This window comes from Streptomyces sp. NPDC002054, assembly GCF_040296685.1.
GTDB lineage: Bacteria > Actinomycetota > Actinomycetes > Streptomycetales > Streptomycetaceae > Streptomyces.
This window is the reverse complement of record NZ_JBEOXT010000028.1, coordinates 33,752-55,753: the sequence shown is the minus strand read 5'-3', so window position 1 is coordinate 55,753 and position 22,002 is coordinate 33,752. Positions and strand designations below refer to the sequence as shown.

The 22,002-nt window shown below is 71.9% G+C and carries 19 protein-coding genes; 15 read left to right on the top strand and 4 right to left on the bottom strand.

Annotated elements, in window-relative coordinates:
* The first annotated feature begins 15 nt into the window (after nucleotides 1–15).
* The 8 genes from ABT123_RS24530 to ABT123_RS24495 all read left to right on the top strand — a co-directional run bounded on the left by ABT123_RS24530 (nucleotide 16) and on the right by ABT123_RS24495 (nucleotide 11,195).
* Nucleotides 16–1,461, top strand: a complete 1,446-nt coding sequence (locus ABT123_RS24530; protein WP_351318309.1) for an aldehyde dehydrogenase family protein — start codon at nucleotides 16–18, stop codon at nucleotides 1,459–1,461.
* A gap of 428 nt (nucleotides 1,462–1,889) precedes the next feature.
* A complete protein-coding gene (locus ABT123_RS24525) occupies nucleotides 1,890–3,878 on the top strand; it encodes an acyl-CoA dehydrogenase family protein (RefSeq protein ID WP_351318307.1) in 1,989 nt (662 codons plus the stop codon).
* Between the two features lie 124 nt (nucleotides 3,879–4,002).
* On the top strand, nucleotides 4,003–5,253 hold the full coding sequence (gene dxr / locus ABT123_RS24520) for a 1-deoxy-D-xylulose-5-phosphate reductoisomerase (RefSeq protein WP_351318305.1): 1,251 nt from the start codon (nucleotides 4,003–4,005) through the stop codon (nucleotides 5,251–5,253).
* Nucleotides 5,250–6,551, top strand: a complete 1,302-nt coding sequence (locus ABT123_RS24515) for a M50 family metallopeptidase (protein ID WP_351318303.1) — start codon at nucleotides 5,250–5,252, stop codon at nucleotides 6,549–6,551. Before dxr ends, ABT123_RS24515 begins: the two co-directional genes overlap by 4 nt.
* 175 nt (nucleotides 6,552–6,726) lie before the next feature.
* Nucleotides 6,727–7,884, top strand: a complete 1,158-nt coding sequence (gene ispG / locus ABT123_RS24510) for a flavodoxin-dependent (E)-4-hydroxy-3-methylbut-2-enyl-diphosphate synthase (protein ID WP_351318301.1) — start codon at nucleotides 6,727–6,729, stop codon at nucleotides 7,882–7,884.
* A 158-nt stretch (nucleotides 7,885–8,042) separates the two neighbouring features.
* Nucleotides 8,043–8,888, top strand: a complete 846-nt coding sequence (locus ABT123_RS24505) for a GNAT family N-acetyltransferase (protein WP_351318299.1) — start codon at nucleotides 8,043–8,045, stop codon at nucleotides 8,886–8,888.
* A 27-nt stretch (nucleotides 8,889–8,915) separates the two neighbouring features.
* A complete protein-coding gene (locus ABT123_RS24500) occupies nucleotides 8,916–9,464 on the top strand; it encodes a GNAT family N-acetyltransferase (RefSeq protein WP_351318297.1) in 549 nt (182 codons plus the stop codon).
* 9 nt (nucleotides 9,465–9,473) lie between these two features.
* A complete protein-coding gene (locus tag ABT123_RS24495) occupies nucleotides 9,474–11,195 on the top strand; it encodes a proline--tRNA ligase (RefSeq protein ID WP_351318295.1) in 1,722 nt (573 codons plus the stop codon).
* A 407-nt stretch (nucleotides 11,196–11,602) separates the two neighbouring features.
* Here ABT123_RS24495 and ABT123_RS24490 read toward each other — a convergent pair whose 3' ends face one another.
* From ABT123_RS24490 to ABT123_RS24475, 4 genes are all read right to left on the bottom strand, one after another.
* Entirely contained in the window at nucleotides 11,603–12,625 is a 1,023-nt protein-coding gene (locus tag ABT123_RS24490) for a slipin family protein (RefSeq protein ID WP_351318293.1), read from the bottom strand.
* Nucleotides 12,626–12,693: 68 nt separating this feature from the next.
* Entirely contained in the window at nucleotides 12,694–13,590 is an 897-nt protein-coding gene (locus ABT123_RS24485; RefSeq protein WP_351318291.1) for an aminoglycoside phosphotransferase family protein, read from the bottom strand.
* 16 nt (nucleotides 13,591–13,606) lie between these two features.
* Nucleotides 13,607–14,113: a ferritin-like domain-containing protein gene (locus ABT123_RS24480; protein WP_351318289.1), complete on the bottom strand. Its 507-nt coding sequence runs from the start codon at nucleotides 14,111–14,113 to the stop codon at nucleotides 13,607–13,609.
* A complete protein-coding gene (locus ABT123_RS24475; protein ID WP_351318287.1) occupies nucleotides 14,110–14,667 on the bottom strand; it encodes a hypothetical protein in 558 nt (185 codons plus the stop codon). The genes ABT123_RS24480 and ABT123_RS24475 overlap by 4 nt, the downstream gene beginning before the upstream one ends.
* 167 nt (nucleotides 14,668–14,834) lie before the next feature.
* Here ABT123_RS24475 and rimP point away from each other — a divergent pair, with 167 nt between their 5' ends.
* The 7 genes from rimP to truB all read left to right on the top strand — a co-directional run bounded on the left by rimP (nucleotide 14,835) and on the right by truB (nucleotide 21,830).
* Nucleotides 14,835–15,344 carry a ribosome maturation factor RimP gene (gene rimP / locus ABT123_RS24470; RefSeq protein WP_351318285.1) on the top strand — a complete coding sequence of 170 codons (510 nt, stop codon included), beginning with the start codon at nucleotides 14,835–14,837 and terminating at the stop codon, nucleotides 15,342–15,344.
* Between the two features lie 2 nt (nucleotides 15,345–15,346).
* Nucleotides 15,347–16,345, top strand: coding sequence for a transcription termination factor NusA (gene nusA / locus ABT123_RS24465; protein WP_351318283.1), 999 nt, complete (start codon nucleotides 15,347–15,349; stop codon nucleotides 16,343–16,345).
* Nucleotides 16,346–16,470: 125 nt separating this feature from the next.
* Entirely contained in the window at nucleotides 16,471–16,746 is a 276-nt protein-coding gene (locus tag ABT123_RS24460; protein ID WP_351318281.1) for a YlxR family protein, read from the top strand.
* Nucleotides 16,747–16,894: 148 nt separating this feature from the next.
* The gene (gene infB, locus ABT123_RS24455) at nucleotides 16,895–20,014 is read left to right on the top strand and encodes a translation initiation factor IF-2 (protein ID WP_351318279.1); all 3,120 of its coding nucleotides are present in this window, start codon (nucleotides 16,895–16,897) and stop codon (nucleotides 20,012–20,014) included.
* A 149-nt stretch (nucleotides 20,015–20,163) separates the two neighbouring features.
* Nucleotides 20,164–20,457 carry a DUF503 domain-containing protein gene (locus tag ABT123_RS24450; RefSeq protein WP_351318277.1) on the top strand — a complete coding sequence of 98 codons (294 nt, stop codon included), beginning with the start codon at nucleotides 20,164–20,166 and terminating at the stop codon, nucleotides 20,455–20,457.
* A gap of 27 nt (nucleotides 20,458–20,484) precedes the next feature.
* Nucleotides 20,485–20,925, top strand: coding sequence for a 30S ribosome-binding factor RbfA (rbfA, locus tag ABT123_RS24445; RefSeq protein WP_351318275.1), 441 nt, complete (start codon nucleotides 20,485–20,487; stop codon nucleotides 20,923–20,925).
* On the top strand, nucleotides 20,922–21,830 hold the full coding sequence (gene truB / locus ABT123_RS24440) for a tRNA pseudouridine(55) synthase TruB (RefSeq protein ID WP_351318273.1): 909 nt from the start codon (nucleotides 20,922–20,924) through the stop codon (nucleotides 21,828–21,830). The genes rbfA and truB overlap by 4 nt, the downstream gene beginning before the upstream one ends.
* Nucleotides 21,831–22,002 lie beyond the last annotated feature (172 nt).

Sequence of the window (22,002 nt, the reverse complement as noted above, 5' to 3'; positions counted from 1 at the left end):
GGGCCGGGAATCGCCATGACTTCCACCCACGCCTTCTGGCTCGCCGGCCGCCAGGCCACCGGCGAGGACAGCTTCGACGTCCACAACCCGTGGGACGGCCGTCTCGTCGGCACCGTCAGCGTGCCCACCGACGCCCAGGTCGAGGAAGCCGTGGCCGCGGCGTACGCCGTGACGGCGGAGTTCTCCGCGACCCCCGCCCACGTACGGGCCGCCGCCCTGGACCACGTGTCCAAGCGGCTCGTCGAGCGCACCGAGGAGATCGCCCAGCTGATCTCCGCCGAGAACGGCAAGCCCATCAAGTGGGCCCGCGGTGAGGTCGGCCGTGCGGTGTCCGTGTTCCGCTTCGCCGCCGAAGAGGCCCGCCGGTTCAACGGCGGAGACGCCCAGCGCCTCGACACCGACGCCGGCGGCGTCGGCCGTCTCGCCCTGACCCGCCGCTTCGTCAAGGGCCCGGTCCTCGGCATCGCCCCGTTCAACTTCCCGCTGAACCTGTGCGCCCACAAGGTCGCCCCGGCCATCGCCGTCGGCGCCCCCATCATCCTCAAGCCCGCCCCGGCCACCCCGCTCTCCGGGCTGATCCTGGGCGAGCTGCTCGCCGAGACCGACCTGCCGGCCGGCTCCTGGTCCGTGCTGCCCGTCGCCAACGACAAGATGCCGGCCCTGGTCAAGGACGACCGCCTGCCCGTCATCTCCTTCACCGGCTCCGACACAGTCGGCTACGCCATCCAGCAGTCGGTGCCCCACAAGCACTGCACCCTGGAGCTCGGCGGCAACGCCGCGGCCGTGGTCCTCGACGACTGGTCCTCCGAGGCCGACCTCGACTGGGCCGCCACCCGCATCGCGACCTTCTCCAACTACCAGGCCGGCCAGTCCTGCATCTCCGTGCAGCGCGTGATCGCCGACGCCACCGTCTACGACCGCCTGGTCGAGAAGGTCGTCGCCAAGGTCCAGGCCCAGGTCACCGGCGACCCGGCGGACGACGCCACCGACGTCGGCCCGCTGGTCTCCGAGGACGCTGCCAAGCGCGTCGAGTCCTGGGTGGACGAGGCCGTCTCCGCCGGCGCCAAGCTGCTGACCGGCGGCAAGCGCGAAGGCGCCTCGTACGAGCCGACCGTGCTCGCCGAGATCCCCGACGGCGTCACCCTCGCCTGCGAAGAGGTCTTCGGACCGGTCCTGACCCTGCACCGGGTCGAGGGCACCGACGAGGCCTTCGCCAAGGTCAACGACTCGAAGTTCGGCCTGCAGACCGGCGTCTTCACGCGCAACGTGCAGACCGCCTTCCGCGCCCACCGCGAGCTCGAGGTCGGCGGCGTGATCATCGGCGACGCCCCGTCCTACCGTGCCGACCAGATGCCGTACGGCGGCGTCAAGCAGTCCGGTGTGGGCCGCGAGGGTGTCCGCTACGCGATGGACGACTACACGTACGAGCGAGTCCTGGTCCTGACCGGCCTCGACATCTGATCTCGTACGGCCTAAAAGCCGACGGCCGGAGCCTACTGTGCGGGGGCTCCGGCCGTCCCCCTTTGTTTTTGGGCTCGGTTCGCCTCCGGGGGCGCTTTTGCGGGCTCCAGGAGGGCGTGCGTCCTCAGAAACCGCTCGTTCCTCGCGGTTTCCTCCGGGCGCTCGCCCTCCTTCGCCCGCGCGCCCCCTTCGGCTCACTCGCCCGCGCAGGCTGCGCGCCCCCTTCGGCTCACTCGCCCGCGCAGGCTGCGCGCCCCCTTTGGCTCACTCGCCCTTCGGGTCACTCGCCTGGCGGAGGCCATCGGGACGGGCCTGAATTCCCCCGGGCGGACCGCCTGGCTTTTCCCCGCGGCCGCGGCAGGGTACGACTCACAGGTAGCACCCATCGGTAGCACCACCCCCGACTCGGCGGCGAGGTGAGCCCCCGCATGTCCGCAACACAGCCCGCACAGCCCGCGCAACCGGCCCAGCCAGCCCGGCCCACGCAGCCCACGCAGCCCAAGGTGACCGAGCGCGAGGCACGGCAGGTCGCGGAAGCGGCCCGCGAGGCCGACTGGCGCAAGCCCAGCTTTGCCAAGGAGCTCTTCCTCGGCAGGTTCCGGCTCGACCTGATCCACCCCCATCCGCTCCCCGCCGACGAGGACGTCCGGCGCGGCGAGGCCTTCCTGGCCCGGCTGCGGGAGTTCTGCGAGACGGAGATCGACGGCCGGCGCATCGAGCGCGAGGCCCTCATCCCCGACGAGACCGTCCGCGGCCTCAAGGAGCTCGGCGCGCTCGGCATGAAGATCGACCCCAAGTACGGCGGACTGGGCCTCACCCAGGTCTACTACAACAAGGCGCTCGCCCTGGTCGGCTCGGTCAGCCCGGCCATCGGCGCCCTGCTCTCCGCCCACCAGTCCATCGGCGTCCCCCAACCGCTCAAGATCTTCGGAACGCAAGAGCAGAAGGACACCTACCTGCCGCGGTGTGCGCGTACGGACATCAGCGCCTTCCTGCTCACCGAGCCTGACGTGGGCTCCGACCCGGCCCGCCTCGCCACCACCGCCGTTCCCGAGGGCGAGGACAGTTACGTCCTGGACGGGGTGAAGCTGTGGACCACCAACGGGGTGGTCGCGGACCTGCTCGTGGTCATGGCCCGGGTGCCGAAGAGCGAGGGACACAAGGGCGGCATCACCGCCTTCGTCGTGGAAGCCGACTCACCCGGCATCACCGTCGAGCACCGCAACGCCTTCATGGGCCTGCGCGGCCTGGAGAACGGCGTCACCCGCTTCCACCGGGTCACGGTGCCCGCCGCCAACCGGATCGGCCCCGAGGGCGCCGGCCTCAAGATCGCCCTGACCACCCTCAACACCGGCCGGCTCTCGCTCCCCGCCATGTGCGTCGGCGCCGGCAAATGGTGTCTGAAGATCGCCCGCGAATGGTCCGGGGTGCGCGAGCAGTGGGGCCGGCCGGTGGCCCGCCACGAGGCCGTCGGTTCCAAGATCGCCTTCATTGCGGCCACCACCTTCGCCCTGGAGGCGGTGGTCGACCTCTCCTCCCAGATGGCCGACGAGGACCGCAACGACATCCGCATCGAGGCCGCCCTCGCCAAGCTGTACGGCTCCGAGATGGCCTGCCTGATGGCCGACGAACTGGTCCAGATCCGCGGCGGACGCGGCTTCGAGACCGCCGAATCGCTGGCCGCCCGCGGCGAGCGGGCCGTCCCCGCCGAACAGCTGCTGCGCGACCTCCGGATCAACCGGATCTTCGAGGGCTCCACCGAGATCATGCACCTGCTGATCGCCCGGGAGGCCGTCGACGCCCACCTGTCGGTGGCCGGCGACCTCATCGACCCGGAGAAGGATCTCGGCGACAAGGCGAAGGCGGGAGCCCGGGCCGCCGGGTTCTACGCCCGCTGGCTGCCCAAGCTGGCCGCCGGCCCCGGCCACGTCCCCGGCACCTTCCGGGAGTTCCACCCGCGCGGCCACACCGACCTCGCCGTTCACCTGCGCTATGTCGACCGCTCCGCCCGCAAACTCGCGCGGTCGACCTTCTACGCGATGTCCCGCTGGCAGGGCCGGATGGAGACCAAGCAGGGCTTCCTCGGGCGGATCGTCGACATCGGCGCTGAACTGTTCGCCATGAGCGCGGCCTGTGTCCGGGCCGAGCACCTGCGGGCCTCCGGGGACCACGGCCGCGAGGCCTACCAGCTGGCCGACGCCTTCTGCCGGCAGTCCCGGCTGCGCGTCGAGGAACTGTTCGGCCGGCTGTGGTCCAACACCGACGACCTCGACCACAAGGTGGTCGCCGGAGTTCTCACCGGCACCTACGCCTGGCTGGAGGAGGGCGTGCTCGACCCCTCCGGCGACGGTCCCTGGATCGCGGACGCCAGCCCCGGCCCGTCCTCGCACGAAAACGTGCACCGCCCCATCCGCTGACAGCTGCCGCTGACCTGCACTGACTGCTTGCCTCCCGACCCGCTGCCCGAACTCCTCGCCGCAGCGGGCCGGGGGAGGGGGAGGCCGTGTCCGGGCGCGCGCGAGTTCCGGCAACAATGGGGGGATGAGCGACAGCCCAGCCCCCCTCGCCGATCCGCACCTCCTCTTCGACGCCGCGGCCGGCCGCCGGGACATCGTCATCCTCGGCTCCACCGGGTCCATCGGCACCCAGGCCATCGACCTCGTCCTGCGCAACCCCGGTCTCTTCCGGGTGACCGCGCTGTCCGCCGCCGGCGGACGGGTCGCGCTCCTTGCCGAGCAGGCCCGGCAGCTGCGGGTCGAGAAGGTCGCGGTGGCCCGCGAGGACGTCGTACCGGCCCTGAAAGAGGCGCTGAGCGCCGAGTACGGTGCCGAGCCGCAGCCGGAGATCCTCGCCGGGCCCGACGCGGCCACCGAGCTCGCCGCCTCCCCGTGCCACACCGTCCTCAACGGCATCACCGGCTCCATCGGCCTGGCGCCCACGCTGGCGGCCCTGGAGGCCGGCCGCACCCTGGCCCTCGCCAACAAGGAGTCGCTGATCGTCGGCGGCCCGCTGGTGAAGAACCTGGCGAAGCCCGGCCAGATCATCCCGGTGGACTCCGAGCACGCGGCCCTGTTCCAGGCCCTCGCCGCCGGCACCCGCGCCGATGTGCGCAAGCTGGTGGTCACCGCCTCCGGCGGGCCCTTCCGCGGCCGGACCCGCGACGAGCTGGCCCATGTCACCGTCGAGGACGCCCTGGCCCACCCCACCTGGGCCATGGGGCCGGTGATCACGGTCAACAGCGCCACCCTCGTCAACAAGGGGCTGGAGGTCATCGAGGCGCACCTGCTCTACGACATCCCCTTCGACCGCATCGAGGTCGTAGTCCACCCCCAGTCGTATGTCCACTCGATGGTGGAATTCAGCGACGGCTCCACCCTCGCCCAAGCCACCCCGCCGGACATGCGCGGACCCATCGCGATCGGTCTCGGCTGGCCCCAGCGGGTCCCGGACGCGGCCCCCGCCTTCGACTGGACCAAGGCCTCCACCTGGGAGTTCTTCCCGCTGGACACCGAGGCCTTCCCCTCGGTGGGACTGGCCCGGCACGTCGGCTCCCTGGGCGGTACCGCCCCCGCCGTGTTCAATGCGGCGAACGAGGAGTGCGTCGAAGCATTCCTGGCCGGTCGGCTGCCGTTCACGGCAATCATGGATACGGTCGCTGCCGTGGTCGATGAGCACGGGACGCCGGCGCAGGGAACTTCCCTGCGGGTCACGGACGTCCTCGAAGCGGAGACCTGGGCCAGGGCCCGGGCACGGGAGATGGCGGCGAAGGCCGCCGTGGAGGCGCGCGCATGACAGCTTTCATGACGGTGCTCGGCATAGTCGTCTTTGTCGTCGGGCTGCTCGTCTCGATCGCCTGGCACGAGTTGGGGCACCTCTCCACGGCCAAACTGTTCGGCATCCGCGTGCCGCAGTACATGGTCGGCTTCGGGCCGACCATCTGGTCGCGGAGGAAGGGCGAGACCGAGTACGGGATCAAGGCCATCCCGATGGGCGGCTACATCCGCATGATCGGGATGTTCCCGCCCGGCGAGGACGGCAAGGTCACCGCCCGGTCCACCTCCCCCTTCCGGTCGATGATCGAAGACGCGCGTTCGGCGGCGTACGAGGAGCTGCAGCCCGGGGACGAGAGCCGGCTGTTCTACACGCGCAGGCCGTGGAAGCGCGTGATCGTGATGTTCGCCGGTCCGTTCATGAACCTGGTCCTGGCCGTGGCGATCTTCCTCACCACGCTGATGACCTTCGGCGTGAACACCCAGACCACCGTGGTCGCCTCCGTCTCCGACTGCGTCATCCAGCAGAGCGAGAAGCGGGACAAGTGCGCCGCGGGTGACCCGGCGGCCCCCGCCAAGGCGGCCGGCCTGCAGCAGGGCGACAAGATCGTCGCCTTCAACGGCCGGAAGGCCGAGGACTGGGACACCCTCCAGAAGGACATCCGCGCCACCGTCGGCCCCGCCACCATCACCGTGGAGCGAGCCGGCCGGCTGGTGGACCTGAAGGCGAACCTGATCGAGAACAAGGTCGCCAAGACCGACGGCAACGGCCGCTACGTGGAGGGCGAGTACGTCACCGCCGGCTTCCTCGGCTTCGCCCCGGCCGTCGGCTATGTCGAGCAGTCCTTCGGCCAGTCCGTCACCCGGATGGGCGACATGATGCAGGCCGGCGTGCAGTCGCTGATCGACCTGCCGTCCCGGATCCCGGCCCTGTGGGACGCGGCCTTCAACGGCGCCGAGCGCGAGCAGGACGGCCCGATGGGCATCGTCGGCGCGGCCCGGGTCAGCGGTGAGATCGTCAGCCTGGACGTGCCGGCCGAGCACCGGCTGGTGTTCTTCCTGAACCTGCTGGCCGGCTTCAACCTGTCGCTGTTCCTGTTCAACATGCTGCCGCTGCTGCCGCTGGACGGCGGGCACATCGCCGGCGCCCTGTGGGAGTCGGTCCGGCGGAACGTGGCCAAGCTGTTCCGGCGGCCCGACCCGGGCCCGTTCGACGTGGCCAAGCTGATGCCCGTCGCCTATGTGGTGGCCGGGGTGTTCGTCTGCTTCACCGTGCTGGTGATGATCGCGGACGTGGTGAACCCGATCAAGATCACCTGATCAAGATCACCTGGTCGGGGAGCCGGGCACGGTACGTGCCCGGCTCCCCGCGTTCGGGTGGCTGGCCGCCTCGGCCCCCCTCGGATGCATGACCGGCGCGCTGCTTGGCGTAATCTCGAAGCCTGGAGCCCGCCGATCTCGGGACCTTGATCCACACCTTGGGGTTGCACAGCAGATGACTGCCATCTCTCTCGGAATGCCGTCCGTGCCGACGAAGCTCGCCGACCGACGGGTCAGCCGCAAGATCCAGGTCGGTTCCGTGGCCGTCGGCGGCGACGCACCCGTCTCGGTGCAGTCGATGACCACGACCCGCACCTCCGACATCGGCGCCACGCTGCAGCAGATCGCCGAGCTGACCGCCTCCGGCTGCCAGATCGTCCGGGTGGCCTGCCCGACCCAGGACGACGCCGACGCGCTCGCGGTCATCGCCAAGAAGTCGCAGATCCCGGTGATCGCCGACATCCACTTCCAGCCCAAGTACGTGTTCGCCGCCATCGACGCGGGCTGCGCCGCCGTCCGGGTCAACCCCGGCAACATCAAGCAGTTCGACGACAAGGTCAAGGAGATCGCGCGGGCCGCCAAGGACGCGGGCACCCCGATCCGGATCGGCGTCAACGCGGGCTCCCTCGACGCCCGGCTGCTGAAGAAGTACGGCAAGGCCACCCCCGAGGCGCTGGTCGAGTCCGCGCTGTGGGAGGCCTCCCTCTTCGAGGAGCACGACTTCCGCGAGATCAAGATCTCGGTCAAGCACAACGACCCGGTCGTGATGGTCGAGGCCTACCGCCAGCTCGCCGCCCAGTGCGACTACCCGCTGCACCTCGGCGTCACCGAGGCCGGCCCGGCCTTCCAGGGCACCATCAAGTCCGCCGTGGCCTTCGGCGCCCTGCTCTCCCAGGGCATCGGCGACACCATCCGGGTCTCCCTCTCCGCCCCGCCGGCCGAGGAGATCAAGGTCGGCATCCAGATCCTGGAGTCGCTGAACCTGCGCCAGCGCCGCCTGGAGATCGTCTCCTGCCCGTCCTGCGGACGCGCCCAGGTGGACGTCTACAAGCTCGCCGAAGAGGTCACCGCCGGCCTGGAGGGCATGGAGGTCCCGCTGCGCGTCGCGGTCATGGGCTGCGTCGTCAATGGCCCCGGCGAGGCCCGCGAGGCCGACCTGGGCGTGGCCTCCGGCAACGGCAAGGGCCAGATCTTCGTCAAGGGCGAGGTCATCAAGACCGTCCCCGAGTCGAAGATCGTCGAGACCCTGATCGAAGAGGCGATGAAGATCGCCGAGCAGATGGAGAAGGACGGCATCGCCTCGGGCGAGCCCACCGTCGCCATCGGCGTCTAGCCTCCCCGGCCCGGCACCTCCCGGCCTGCCGCCCCGGCCCCGTTACCGCAGCTCGCGGGCGGGGTCGGGGCCTTTTTGTGACCGCGGGGACAGGGCACCGGCAGGCTCCGGCGGGTACAGTTCGGAGATCAGCAGACTTGCATGGTGAGGCCCCCCACGTGTTGACGCAGACCACCACCCGGGTCCTCGAGCCCAGCGATCTCGCGCTCGCGCTCGAGGTGCTCGACCGCGATCCGGTCGCGAACGCCTTCGTCACCTCGCGTGTCCAGGTCGCCGGACTCGACCCCTGGCGCCTGGGCGGCGAGATGTGGGGCTTCTATACCGACGGCGAGCTCCGCTCCCTCTGCTACGCCGGCGCCAACCTGGTGCCCGTCTGCGCCACCCCGGAAGCCGTCCGCGCCTTCGCCGACCGGGCCCGCCGTACCGGCCGCCGCTGCTCCTCCATCGTCGGCCCCGCCGAGCCCACCGGGCAGCTGTGGGGGCTGCTGGAGCCGCACTGGGGCCCCGCCCGCGAGGTCCGCGGCCACCAGCCCCTGATGGTCACCGAAGCGTCCTCCCCGGACATCGCGCCCGACCCGCTGGTCCGCCGGATCCGCAAGGACGAGATGGACCTGATCATGCCCGCCTGCGTGGCCATGTTCACCGAGGAGGTCGGGGTCTCCCCGCTCGCCGGGGACGGCGGGCTGCTCTACCAGGCGCGGGTCGCCGAACTGGTCACCACCGGCCGGTCCTTCGCGCGCATCGAGAACGGCACGGTGGTCTTCAAGGCCGAGATCGGCGCCGCCACCGCCCGGGCCTGCCAGATCCAGGGCGTGTGGGTGGCCCCCGAGTTCCGGGGCCGCGGCCACTCCGAGACCGGTATGGCCGCGGTGGTCGACTACGCGCTGCGCGATGTCGCGCCCGTGGTCAGCCTCTACGTCAACGACTTCAACACCGCCGCCCGAGCCGCGTACCGGCGGGTGGGATTCCGAGAGGTCGGGGCGTTCATGAGCGTCCTGTTCTGAGGCGGTACCGCGAAGTAAGGTCACCGCATGGTGCCTTCCCCCGCCGGTCTCCAGATCGGCCCCCTGGACCTCGCGGCCCGCGTCGACGAGGCGCTGCGGGTCCAGGCCGTGGCCTTCGGCCTGAGCGAGGAGGAGATCGGCATCCGGCGCTACATCGTGCAGCGCCATATGACCTGCCGGGGCGCTCGCGCGCTCGGCGCGTTCACCGAGGACGGGGCGATCGCCGGATTCGTCTACGGGATGCCCAACGACCGCACCCACTGGTGGTCCACCATCGTCGAGCCCTACCTGCGGGCCGGCGGCCACGACCACTGGCTCGACGAGTCCTTCGCCATCACCGAACTCCACGTCCACCCCGGGTTCCAGGGCCACGGCGTCGGCCGCGAGCTGATCACCCGGATCACCGACACCGCCGACGAACCCCGGTCCATCCTCTCGGCCATCGACACCGAGACCCCGGCCCGCGCCCTCTACCGCTCCCTGGGCTACACCGACCTCGCCCGCCAGGTCCATTTCCCCAGCGCCGGTCGCCCCTACGCGGTAATGGGCGCGACACTCCCCTTGCGCCGCCGCTAGCCTCCCCGCATGGCAACGCACTCCACCTCCACCCCACCCCAGCTCCAGCGGATGTCCCGGCTGATGGTCAGGACCCTGCGCGAGGACCCGGCCGATGCCGAGACCCTCAGCCACCGGCTCCTGGTCCGCGCCGGATACGTACGGCGGGCCTCGGCCGGGGTCTGGAGCTGGCTGCCGCTCGGCAAGAAGGTCCTCGACAACGTCTCCCGCATCGTCCGCGAGGAGATGGACGCCATCGGAGCGCAGGAGGTGCTGCTCCCCGCCCTGCTGCCGCGCGAGCCCTACGAGGTGTCCGGACGCTGGTCGGAGTACGGCGACCTGCTCTTCCGGCTCAAGGACCGCAAGGGCGCCGACCATCTGCTCGGACCCACCCACGAGGAGGTCTTCACCCAGCTGGTGAAGGACCAGTGCACGTCCTACAAGGACCTGCCGGTGATGCTCTACCAGATCCAGACCAAGTACCGGGACGAGGCCCGGCCGCGCTCCGGAGTGCTGCGCGGACGCGAGTTCCAGATGAAGGACTCGTACTCCTTCGACGTCACCGACGAGGGCCTGGCCGAGTCGTACCGGCTCCACCGCGAGGCCTACGTACGGATCTTCACCCGGCTCGGGCTGGACCACCGCATCGTCTCGGCGGTCTCCGGCGCGATGGGCGGCTCGGCCTCGGAGGAGTTCCTGGCCCCCGCGGAGGCCGGCGAGGACACCTTCGCGCACTGTCCGGCTTGCGGGTTCGCGGCGAACACGGAAGCGGTCACCTTCCCGCTGACCCCGGTCGACGCCGGCGCCGAACACCCCGCCCTGGAGGAGCTCGACACCCCGGACACGCCGACCATCGAGACCCTGGCCGGGCTGCTCGGCGTACCGGCCTCGGCGACGCTGAAGAACCTGCTGGTCAAGGTCGATGGCGAGATCGTCGCCGTCGGGGTGCCGGGGGACCGCGAGGTCGACCTGGGCAAGCTCGCCGAGCACCTCGCGCCGGCCGTGGTGGAACTGGTCACCGCGGAGGACTTCACCGACCGGCCCGACCTGGTACGCGGCTACGTCGGCCCGCAGGGCCTGGGCAAGGTCCGCTACCTGGCCGACCCGCGGGTGGCGCCGGGCACCGCTTGGGTGACCGGGGCCAACCGGGCCGACACGCACGCGCGGAACGTGGTCTGCGGCCGGGACTTCGAGGTGGACGCGTACCTCGACGTGGTCGTGGTGCGGGACGGCGACCCCTGCCCGTCCTGCGGGGCGGGGCTGCGCCTGGACCGGGCGATCGAGGTGGGGCACATCTTCCAGCTGGGCCGGAAGTACGCCGACGCGTTCGGCCTGGACGTGCTGGGCCGGGAGGGCAAGCCGGTCCGGGTCACCATGGGCTCGTACGGCATCGGGGTCTCCCGGGTGGTCGCGGCGCTCGCCGAACAGACGGCCGACGCGAAGGGGTTGTGCTGGCCGGCCGCGGTCGCGCCGGCGGACGTGCAGGTGGTGGCGGCGGGCAAGGCGGTCCAGCTGGCGCTGGCCGAGCAGGCGGCCGAGGAACTCGCCGCCGCCGGCCTGCGGGTCCTGCTGGACGACCGGCCCGGCCTGTCGCCGGGGGTGAAGCTCACCGACGCGGAGCTGATCGGCGTCCCGTGGATCGTGGTGGCCGGCCGCAAGTCCGCAGACGGCATCATCGAACTCCAAAACCGCGCAACAGCCACCCGCGAAGACCTCCCCTGGCCCGAAGCCCTGACCCGCCTCACCCGCTAGCCCCCCGGCACACGGTGCCGTGCCTCTGCCCTGCCCGGCGCGGGGCGCGGGCCCCACACACGGCGCCGGCCGAGGCCCTGGCCGGCGCCGGGCCCGGGCCGCGCCCTTGCCCGGGCCGGGCGCAGCCCCCGCACGGGGACGCGGCGAGGCCCTGGCCGGCGCCGGGCCGGGGGCGGAGCCCCCACGCGGGGCTCGGGGCTGGCCCCCATGCAGGCCCCGGGGCGCAGCCCCGGTGTACAAGGCGGCTCGGCGTTGGCCGGGGTGCGGGGTGGAGCCGCCCCCACGTGGGCACGGGGCGCAGGTGCCGGGCGGAGCCCTGGCATACGGGGTCCGGGGCGGAGCCCCGGTTTCGGGAAGGGGCGGGGTGGGGGAAAGCCCCGCGCAGCGGCGGCCCCGCCCCGGCCCCGCTACGCGGCCGGGGCCGCAGGGCTCGCTGGGTCTTCCGGGTCCGGCGGGGCCGAGGCCGCGGCCGGCGGGAGCTCCTCCGGCGAGTCGCCGACGCCGACCGCAGACCGGCCCGGCTCCGCAGCCACCGCTGGCCCCGGCTCCGCCGCCCGGCCCGGCTCCACGGCCCGGCTCGGCTCCGCAGCCACCGCTGGCCCCGGCTCCGCAGCCTGTCCCGGCTCCGCCGCCGGAGCCGCAGGCGCCGCCTGGCCCGGCTCCGCCGCCGGCTGTGCCGCCCGTTCCAGGAAGCGGAGCAGTTCCACCGGGAACGGAAGCACCAGCGTCGAGTTCTTCTCCGCGGCCACCGCCACCACCGTCTGCAGCAGCCTCAACTGCAACGCCGCCGGCTGCTCCGCCATCACCCCCGCCGCCTCGGCCAGCTTCTTCGAAGCCTGCAGCTCCGCATCCGCGTTGATCACCCGGGCCCGCCGCTCCCGGTCCGCCTCCGCCTGCCGCGCCATCGACCGCTTCATGGTCTCCGGCAGCGACACGTCCTTGATCTCCACCCGGTCGATCTGCACGCCCCACCCGATCGCCGGACTGTCGATCATCAGCTCCAGCCCCTGGTTGAGCTTCTCCCGGTTGGACAGCAGATCGTCCAGGTCCGACTTGCCGATGATCGACCGCAGCGAGGTCTGCGCCATCTGGGAGACCGCGAAGCGGTAGTCCTCCACCTCGATGATCGCGCTGGCCGCGTCGACCACCTTGAAATACACCACCGCGTCCACCCGCACCGTGACGTTGTCCCGGGTGATGCCCTCCTGGGCCGGCACCGGCAGCGTCACGATCTGCATGTTCACCTTGCGCAGCCGGTCCACCACCGGAACCACCGTCGTGAACCCGGGCCCGCGCACGCCCTGCCGCAGCCGGCCGAAGCGGAACACCACGCCTCGCTCGTACTGCTTGACCACCCGGGCCGCCGCAGCGAAATAGACCGCGACACCGGTAGCGGCGGCGACTCCCGCCGCCAGCAGTTCTTCGACCATGACGGCCCCCTGCGCGTACGGAACTTCGTACGGAACCCCGTACGGAACCTCGTACTCAACGGTATGCCCTACAACCAGGCCGCGAACTCCAGCAGCAGTTCCGAATCCCGGCGGCGCCCCACCGACAGCGCCCGCAGCCCCGACTCCACCGCCCGGAACAGGGTCCAGCCGCGCAGCCGGTCCCGGTCCACCTCCAGGGAGTCCGCCAGCCGGTTCACCCGGCGCCTGGCGCCCGCCGGACCCGCCGAGGAGGCGACCTGGTCCTCCAGCCGGTCCCGGACCAGCCGGGCCAGGTCGTACGCACGCTCGCCCACCAGCGGCTCCGGGCCCACCGTCAGCCACGGCGCCCGCTCGCCGGCCAGCACCTTGCCCTGCCGGAAGTTGCCGTGCAGCAGCAGCTCCTCCGGGGGTACCGCCGCCAGCTCGTCCCGCATCTCCAGCGCGGTGCCGGCCAGCGCCAGCAGCTCCGCCGGTGCCGCCTTCAGCCCGGCCGACTGGCGCTCGGTACGCTCCGCAACCGACTCGAACCCGTGCCCGGCCGGCGGGGCCACCCACAGCCGCCGGATCGTGCCGGAGGCCTCCAGCAGCGCCTTCGCCTCCGGCAGGGAGCGCAGCGACACCTCCGGCTGGAGGCGTTCCAGCAGCAGGGCGCCGTCCTCGTGACGGGTGTCGAGCAGGCGTACGGCGCCGAAGCCGCCCCAGTGCGCCAGCGCGGCCAGCTCCCGGTCGGGGCGGGCGGCCGGCGGGGCCAGCTTCAGTGCGGCCGGGGTGCCGTCGGGGAACCGGACCAGGACCACCAGACTGCTGCGCCCGCCCGGTGCCTGCACCCGCTGGGCCTGTACCCCGCGCCGGGCCAGTGCCTCCTCGGTGAGGCCGGGGAGCCGGGCCAGCCAGTCCTCGTGCTGCGCCGTGTCCGGCTGTTCGCCGAGCGCCCGTACAAGCCGCTCCGGCGGTTCAAAAGCCATGCGTGCGTGGTCCCTTTCAGCTGTGCTGGGCCGGTTGCGCCTGTCCCGCTCGTTCCGTCAGCCCAGGGAAGGCTACGCCGGTGCCGCGCCAGCGTGCTGCGCGGACCGCCGCCGCGGTCAGGGCGTCGGCCGCCTCCCGGCGCAGCGGACCCTCCGCCGCACGCACCAGATCGGAGTACGCGCCCGCCACCCGGTCCTCGATGTCGGCGGCCAGCCGCTCGGCATCGGCGGGCGTGCGCACGGGAAAGGGCATCCGGTACGCGGCCTCGGCCGGCTGCGGGGCGCCGCCGAGCTCGCGGACCGTCCGGGTGAGCGCATCGCGCCGGGCGAGGTGGCCGCCGTACGCCTCCTTGGCCTCGGCGCTGCGGGCGGCGGCGGTCCGGGCGCCGATCACCCCGTACCCGTACGAGGCCGCGTGCTCGGCGGCGAGGGCGGCCTGGGCGGCGGCCAGGACCCGGTCGGATCCGGGTCCGCGGCCGGTGCCGACACCAGGGGTGGGCGTGGGGGAGGGGGCGGACGTCATGCGGTGGCTCCGGGGGTGGTCAGCAGGTGGTGGTGGACGGCTCCGCAGGCCGCCACCGAGGCGAGCAGCCGGGCCAGCTCGCCGGGGGCCCCGGCCAGTGCGACGGTGCGGTTCTCGGCGAGGCTCCGCTCCGCGTCGGCCAGGGCGGCGACGGCGTCGGCGGGTTTGGGAGGCACCACCGCGCGGGGGGCACCGGACGGCGTGGGCCGGGCCGAGCCGTCTGGCCCGCCGGAGGCCTCGGGCGCACCAGCCGCACCAGCCGCACCAGCCGCCTCCGGGCCCAGTGCCGCCACGTGCGCGACGACGGCCGCGCGGAACGGCGCCAGCCGCCCGCTCAGCGCCGGATGGGCCGCGAGGGTGGCGTCGTAACGTTCCAGCAGCGCCCGACTGTCACGGACGGCCGCTTCGCGCATCCGCCGTTCGAGTGAGGCTTCGGGGCTCGCGCCGGTCCGCCCGCCCGGTTCCGGCTCCGAACACCCGGAGAGCAGTGCGGCGCCCACCACCCCGGCAGTGCCGGTGAGCAGGCTTCTTCGCGAGGGCAGGGTCCAGGGCACGGCGGATCCTCGGGAGCGGAGCGGCAGGGACAGGCTGTGATCACGGTACCCGGGGCACCGCCCATGGGGCGGACGGCAACACCCCCTGCGACCGGATACCCTTTGACCTGACACGCGATCCACGCGACGGAAACCACAACAGCACACGCGGCCGAGGAGTCACCCGGATGAGCACCCCCCAGAGCGACAGGCTGCGCGGACTGCTGGAGCCGCTGGTCGCCGCGAAGGACCTGGACCTGGAAGACATCGAGGTGTCCCGGGCGGGCAAGCGGCGGATGCTCCGGATCATCGTGGATTCCGATGCGGGCGTGGAGCTGGACACCTGTGCCGAGCTGAGCCGCGAGATCTCCGACACCTTGGACGAGACCGACGCGATGGGCGAGGACGAGTACGTCCTCGAAGTCAGCTCCCCCGGCGCGGACCGCCCGCTCACCGAGCACCGCCACTACGTGCGTGCCACCGGCCGCCTCGTGAAGTTCCAGCTCGCCGACAGCGGCGACCTCGTCGCCCGGATCCTCGGCGTCGACGAGGAGGGGCTGGACCTGGAGGTCCCGGGTGTGAAGGGCCGCAAGGCCACCGCCCGCCGCATCGCTTTCACCGACATCGCCAAGGCGCGGGTCGAAATCGAGTTCAACCGTAAAGACAAGAACGGCATTCAGGAAGAAGAGGAGGCGTAGCCGTGGACATCGACATGAGTGCCCTGCGGGGTCTGGTCCGGGAGAAGGAGATCTCCTTCGACCTGCTCGTCGAAGCGATCGAGTCGGCCCTCCTCATTGCGTACCACCGCACCGAGGGCAGCTACCGGCGGGCCCGCGTGGTGCTCGACCGCACCAACGGTCACGTGGTCGTGTGGGCGACGGAAGACCCGAGGGATCTCGAAGAGGGCCAGGAGCCCAAGGAGTTCGACGACACCCCGTCGGACTTCGGCCGGATCGCGGCGACGACCGCCAAGCAGGTGATCCTGCAGCGTCTGCGCGACGCCGAGGACGACCTGACCTTCGGCGAGTTCGCCGGCCGCGAGGGCGATGTCATCACCGGCGTCGTCCAGCAGGGCAAGGACCCCAAGAACGTCCTGGTCGACATCGGCAAGCTGGAGGCCATCCTGCCCGTGCAGGAGCAGGTCCCCGGCGAGGAGTACACCCACGGCCTGCGTCTGCGCACGTACGTCGTCCGGGTGGCGAAGGGCGTCCGCGGTCCGTCCGTGACCCTCTCGCGCACCCACCCCAACCTCGTGAAGAAGCTCTTCGCGCTGGAGGTCCCGGAGATCGCCGACGGCAGCGTCGAGATCGCCGCGATCGCCCGTGAGGCCGGTCACCGCACCAAGATCGCCGTGCGGTCCACCCGCTCCGGCCTGAACCCGAAGGGCGCCTGCATCGGCCCGATGGGCGGCCGGGTGCGCAATGTCATGGCCGAACTGCACGGCGAGAAGATCGACATCGTCGACTGGTCGGACGACCCGGCGGAAATGGTCGCCAACGCCCTGTCGCCCGCCCGGGTGAGCAAGGTCGAGGTCGTCGACATGGCCGCGCGCTCCGCCCGGGTGACCGTGCCCGACTACCAGCTGTCGCTGGCCATCGGCAAGGAGGGCCAGAACGCCCGCCTCGCCGCCCGGCTCACCGGCTGGCGCATCGACATCCGCCCCGACACCGAGCCCGCGGACGACGGTTCGGCGGAATAATCCGTACCGGTCCGGGGTTCCGGGCCGGTAGACAGGTGGCGTCACGAAGACGACCACGATAGAGACAACGTCCGTTCGATTTTTCGCCTGAAGGGGTGAGGTCGGTACGGGGAGGTAGACTGAGCGTGTCTGGCCGGACGCATGCCCGCGCATGCCCTGAGCGCACCTGCGTGGGGTGCCGGGAGCGAGCGGCCAAAAGCGATCTGCTGCGGATCGTGGCGGTCGGAGACGAATGCGTCCCCGACCACCGCGGTACGCTGCCCGGCCGGGGTGCATACGTGCACCCTGCCGTGGTCTGCCTCGACCAGGCGGTGCGCCGCCGGGCGTTTCCCCGGGCCCTCAGGGTTCAGGGGGCACTCGAAACCGCCGCCCTGCGGACGGTCATCGAGGCGACACCGTAAGAAAGAAGTACGGCACGGAACCCCGTGCGGTCAGGTACCTCGCGAGTTGGAAGTAGGTCGAGATTGCGATGAGCACTCGATGAGTACGCGATGAGTACGCCCATGAAGTAGCGACGGTCCGGCGTAACCCGGACCTAAAAGGAGCGAAGTGGCTAAGGTCCGGGTATACGAACTCGCCAAGGAGTTCGGAGTGGAGAGCAAGGTCGTCATGGCCAAGCTCCAAGAACTCGGTGAATTCGTCCGTTCGGCGTCCTCGACGATCGAGGCGCCCGTTGTACGCAAGCTGACCGACGCATTGCAGGGACCCGGCGGAGGCGCCGGCAAGACCGCTGCAAAGCCCGGCGCGCCCCGCAAGGCTGCGCCCGCCAAGCCCGCTGCGCCGTCCCCGGCTGCCGCGGCACGTCCTGCTGCCCCGAAGCCCGGCGCCCCGGCCCCCAAGCCGGCCGCCGCAGAGGCTCCGGCTGTCAGCGCCCCGGTGACTCCGGCCGCTCCCGGCCCGCGTCCCGGTCCCAAGGCTCCGGCCCCGAAGCCCGCTCCGGCGGCTCCGGCCCCGGTCGCGGCCGAATTCCAGGCTCCCCCGTCGGCTCCGGCCGCCCCGGCGGCCCGTCCCGCCGCGACTCCGGGCCCGCGCCCGGCGGCGCAGCGTCCGGCCGCTCCCGGCCAGGCCGGTGCCCGTCCCGGTGGCGCCCGTCCCGCAGGTGCGGCTCCCGGTGGCCAGGCTCCCCGTCAGGGTGGGGCCCAGGCTCCGCGTCCGGGCGGTGCCCGTCCGGCCGGCCCGCGTCCCGGCAACAACCCCTTCACCTCCGGTGGCTCCACCGGCATGGCGCGCCCGCAGGCCCCCCGGCCGCAGGGTGCCCCGCGTCCCGGTGCCCCCGGCGCCGGTCAGGGTGGCCCGCGTCCGCAGGGCGCCGGCCAGGGTGGTCCCCGTCCGCAGGGTCCCGGCCAGGGCGGTCAGCCCGGTGGGCGTCCCTCGCCGGCCGGCATGCCCCGTCCGCAGGGCGGCGCCCCGCGTCCGGGCGGTGCCCCGGGCGGTAACCGTCCGAACCCGGGCATGATGCCGCAGCGTCCCGCTGCCGGCCCGCGTCCGGGCCCCGGTGGCGGCGGTCGCGGTCCCGGTGGTCCCGGCGGTCGTCCCGGTGGCGGCGGCGGTGCCGGTCGTCCCGGTGGCGGCGGCTTCGCCGGCCGTCCGGCCGGTCCGGGCTCGCGTCCGGCCGGTGGCGGCGGCTTCGGCGGCCCGCGTCCCGGTGGTGGCGGCGGCTTCGGCGGCGGCCCCGGTGGCGCCGGCGGTGGCGGTCGTCCCGGCTTCGCCGGTCGTCCCGGCGGCCCCGGTGGCCGTGGTGGCACGCAGGGTGCCTTCGGCCGTCCCGGCGGTCCGGCCCGTCGTGGCCGCAAGTCGAAGCGGCAGCGGCGCCAGGAGTACGAGGCCATGCAGGCCCCGTCCGTGGGCGGCGTGATGCTGCCTCGCGGCAACGGCGAGGTCGTTCGCCTGTCGCGCGGTGCATCCCTCACCGACTTCGCGGAGAAGATCAACGCCAACCCGGCGTCGCTGGTCGCGGTCATGATGAACCTCGGCGAGATGGTCACTGCCACGCAGTCCGTCTCCGACGAGACGCTCCAGCTCCTCGCGGGCGAGATGAACTACGAAGTTCAGATCGTCAGCCCGGAGGAGGAGGACCGCGAGCTGCTCGAGACCTTCGACATCGAGTTCGGCGAGGACGAGGGCGGCGAGGAGTTCCTCGTTGCGCGTCCGCCGGTCGTGACCGTCATGGGTCACGTCGACCACGGTAAGACCCGACTGCTGGACGCCATCCGCAAGACGAACGTCGTTGCGGGCGAGGCCGGCGGTATCACGCAGCACATCGGTGCGTACCAGGTCTCCACCCAGGTCAACGAAGAAGACCGTCGCATCACCTTCATCGACACCCCGGGTCACGAGGCGTTCACCGCCATGCGTGCCCGTGGCGCCAAGTCGACCGACATCGCGATCCTCGTGGTGGCGGCCAACGACGGTGTCATGCCGCAGACGATCGAGGCGCTGAACCACGCCAAGGCGGCCAACGTGCCGATCGTGGTCGCGGTCAACAAGATCGACGTCGAGGGTGCCGACCCGGTCAAGGTGCGCGGTCAGCTGACCGAGTACGGCCTGGTGGCCGAGGAGTACGGCGGCGACACCATGTTCGTCGACATCTCCGCCAAGCAGGGTCTGCACATCGACTCCCTGCTGGAGGCCGTGGTCCTCACCGCCGACGCCTCGCTCGACCTGCGGGCCAACCCGGAGCAGGACGCGCAGGGTATCGCCATCGAGTCGCACCTCGACCGTGGTCGCGGTGCCGTCTCCACCGTCCTCGTCCAGCGCGGTACCCTCCGCATCGGTGACACGATGGTGGTCGGCGACGCGTACGGCCGAGTCCGCGCGATGCTCGACGACAAGGGCAACAACGTCGAGGAAGCGGGTCCGTCGACCCCCGTCCTGGTCCTGGGTCTCACCAACGTCCCCGGCGCCGGCGACAACTTCCTCGTCGTCGACGAGGACCGCACGGCCCGCCAGATCGCCGAGAAGCGGGCGGCGCGCGAGCGCAACGCCAACTTCGCCAAGCGCGTCCGCCGGGTGTCCCTCGAGGACCTCGACAAGGTGCTCAAGGCCGGTCTGGTCCAGGAACTCAACCTCATCATCAAGGGCGACGCGTCCGGTGCGGTCGAGGCTCTCGAGTCCTCGCTGCTCCAGCTCGACGTCGGTGAAGAGGTCGACATCCGGGTCCTGCACCGCGGTGTGGGTGCGGTCACCGAGTCCGACATCGACCTGGCGATGGGCTCCGACGCCATCGTCATCGGCTACAACGTCCGTGCGGCCGGCCGTGCCGCGCAGATGGCGGAGCGCGAGGGCGTCGACGTCCGGTACTACTCGGTGATCTACCAGGCCATCGAGGAGATCGAGGCGGCCCTGAAGGGTCTCCTCAAGCCGGAGTACGAAGAGGTCGAGCTCGGCACGGCGGAGATCCGCGAGGTCTTCCGCTCGTCCAAGCTGGGCAACATCGCCGGTGTCCTGGTCCGGTCGGGCGAGGTCAAGCGCAACACCAAGGCGCGCCTGCTCCGCGACGGCAAGGTCGTCGCAGAGAACCTCACCATCTCCGGTCTGCGCCGCTTCAAGGACGACGTCACCGAGATCCGCGAAGGCTTCGAGGGCGGTATCAACCTCGGAAACTTCAACGACATCAAGATCGACGACGTCATCGCGACCTACGAGATGCGCGAGAAGCCGCGCGCCTAAGCGGTTGCCTTGTGCGCCTGGTGACCGGGGCCGGTCGGCGGAAATTTCCGTCGATCGGCCCCGGCCGTTCCGTGTACGGTTCTGGTGTCCCTGCCACCCGACTGGCTGGCAGGTCACCGAACCCGAACCGGCGGGACATCCGGAACTGCATGTACGTGGGGACTCTGTCCTTCGACCTGCTCCTCGGCGACGTTCATTCGCTGAAGGAGAAACGCTCCGTCGTCCGGCCCATCGTCGCCGAGCTCCAGCGCAAGTTCTCTGTGAGCGCGGCCGAGGTGGGCGACCAGGACCTCCACCGCAGAGCCCGACTGGGGGTCGCGCTGGTGGCCGGGGACGTGGGGTTCGTATCGGACGTACTCGACCGCTGTGAGCGGCTGGTCGCGGCACGTCCGGAGGTGGAGCTGCTGTCGGTGCGACGGCGGTTCCACGGTGATGAAGACTGATTGCAAGACGAAGAAGGAGACGGACCAGTGGCCGACAACGCGCGGGCGAAGAAGCTGGCGGACCTCATCCGGGAGGTGGTCGCCCAGAAGCTGCAGCGAGGTATCAAGGACCCGCGCCTCGGAACGCACGTGACGATCACCGACACCCGGGTCACCGGTGACCTGCGGGAGGCCACGGTCTTCTACACGGTGTACGGCGACGACGAGGAGCGGGAGGCCGCGGCGAAGGGCCTGGAGAGCGCCAAGGGCATCCTGCGTTCGGCGGTGGGCCAGGCCGCGGGCATCAAGTTCACGCCCACCCTCACCTTCGTGGCGGACGCCCTGCCGGAGACCGCGAAGACCATCGAGGACCTCCTCGACCAGGCGCGCGCCTCCGACGCCCAGGTGCGGCAGGCCTCCTCGGGCGCCACGTACGCCGGCGAAGCCGACCCGTACAAGAAGCCCGACGAGGACGACGCAGCCGAATGAGCAAGCACGCAACCCCGACGCCGGACGGCCTTGTCATCGTCGACAAGCCGTCCGGCTTCACTTCGCACGACGTGGTCGCCAAGATGCGCGGGATCGCCAAGACCCGCCGGGTCGGCCACGCCGGCACCCTCGACCCGATGGCCACGGGCGTGCTCGTTCTCGGCGTCGAGAAGGCGACCAAGCTGCTCGGTCACCTCGCGCTGACCGAGAAGGAGTACCTCGGCACGATCCGGCTCGGCCAGAACACGCTGACCGACGACGCCGAGGGCGAGATCAGCTCCGCCACGGACGCCTCCAAGGTCACCCGTGACGCGGTGGACGCGGGCATCCGCAAGCTGACCGGCGAGATCATGCAGGTGCCGTCCAAGGTCAGCGCCATCAAGATCAACGGCGTGCGGTCCTACAAGCGCGCCCGCGAGGGCGAGGAATTCGAGATCCCGGCCCGCCCGGTCACCGTCTCGTCCTTCCAGGTCTACGACATGCGCGAGGCGACCGCCGAGGACGGCACCCCGGTGATCGACCTGGTCGTCTCGGTGGTCTGCTCCAGCGGTACGTACATCCGCGCGCTGGCCCGCGACCTCGGCGCCGACCTGGGCGTCGGCGGACACCTGACCGCGCTGCGGCGCACCCGGGTGGGCCCGTACAAGCTGGACAAGGCGCGCACCCTGGACCAGCTCCAGGAGGAGCTGACGGTGATGCCGATCGCCGAGGCGGCGGAGGCGGCGTTCCCGCGCTGGGACCTGGACGCGCGGCGCGCCGCGCTGCTGGGCAACGGGGTGCGGCTGGAGATGCCGGACGAGTACGAGGCGGGGAAGCCGGTCGCCGTGTTCGGCCCGGAGGGCCGGCTGCTGGGCCTGGTGGAACCGAAGGGCGGCAAGGCGAAGTCCCTGGCGGTCTTCGTCTAGCCGACGCGACACCGCACCGCACGGTTGCTTTCGGGCCGACCCGGCACCCCCGGGCCGGCCCGCTGCCTTTCCCGGCCGGGTCGGCGGAGCCCCGGCCCGCCGGGGGAGCCCCGGCCCGTCCCTGCTCCGGCTGCCGGCCCCGCGCCTTCGCGGCTTCGGTGCTTCCTTCGGC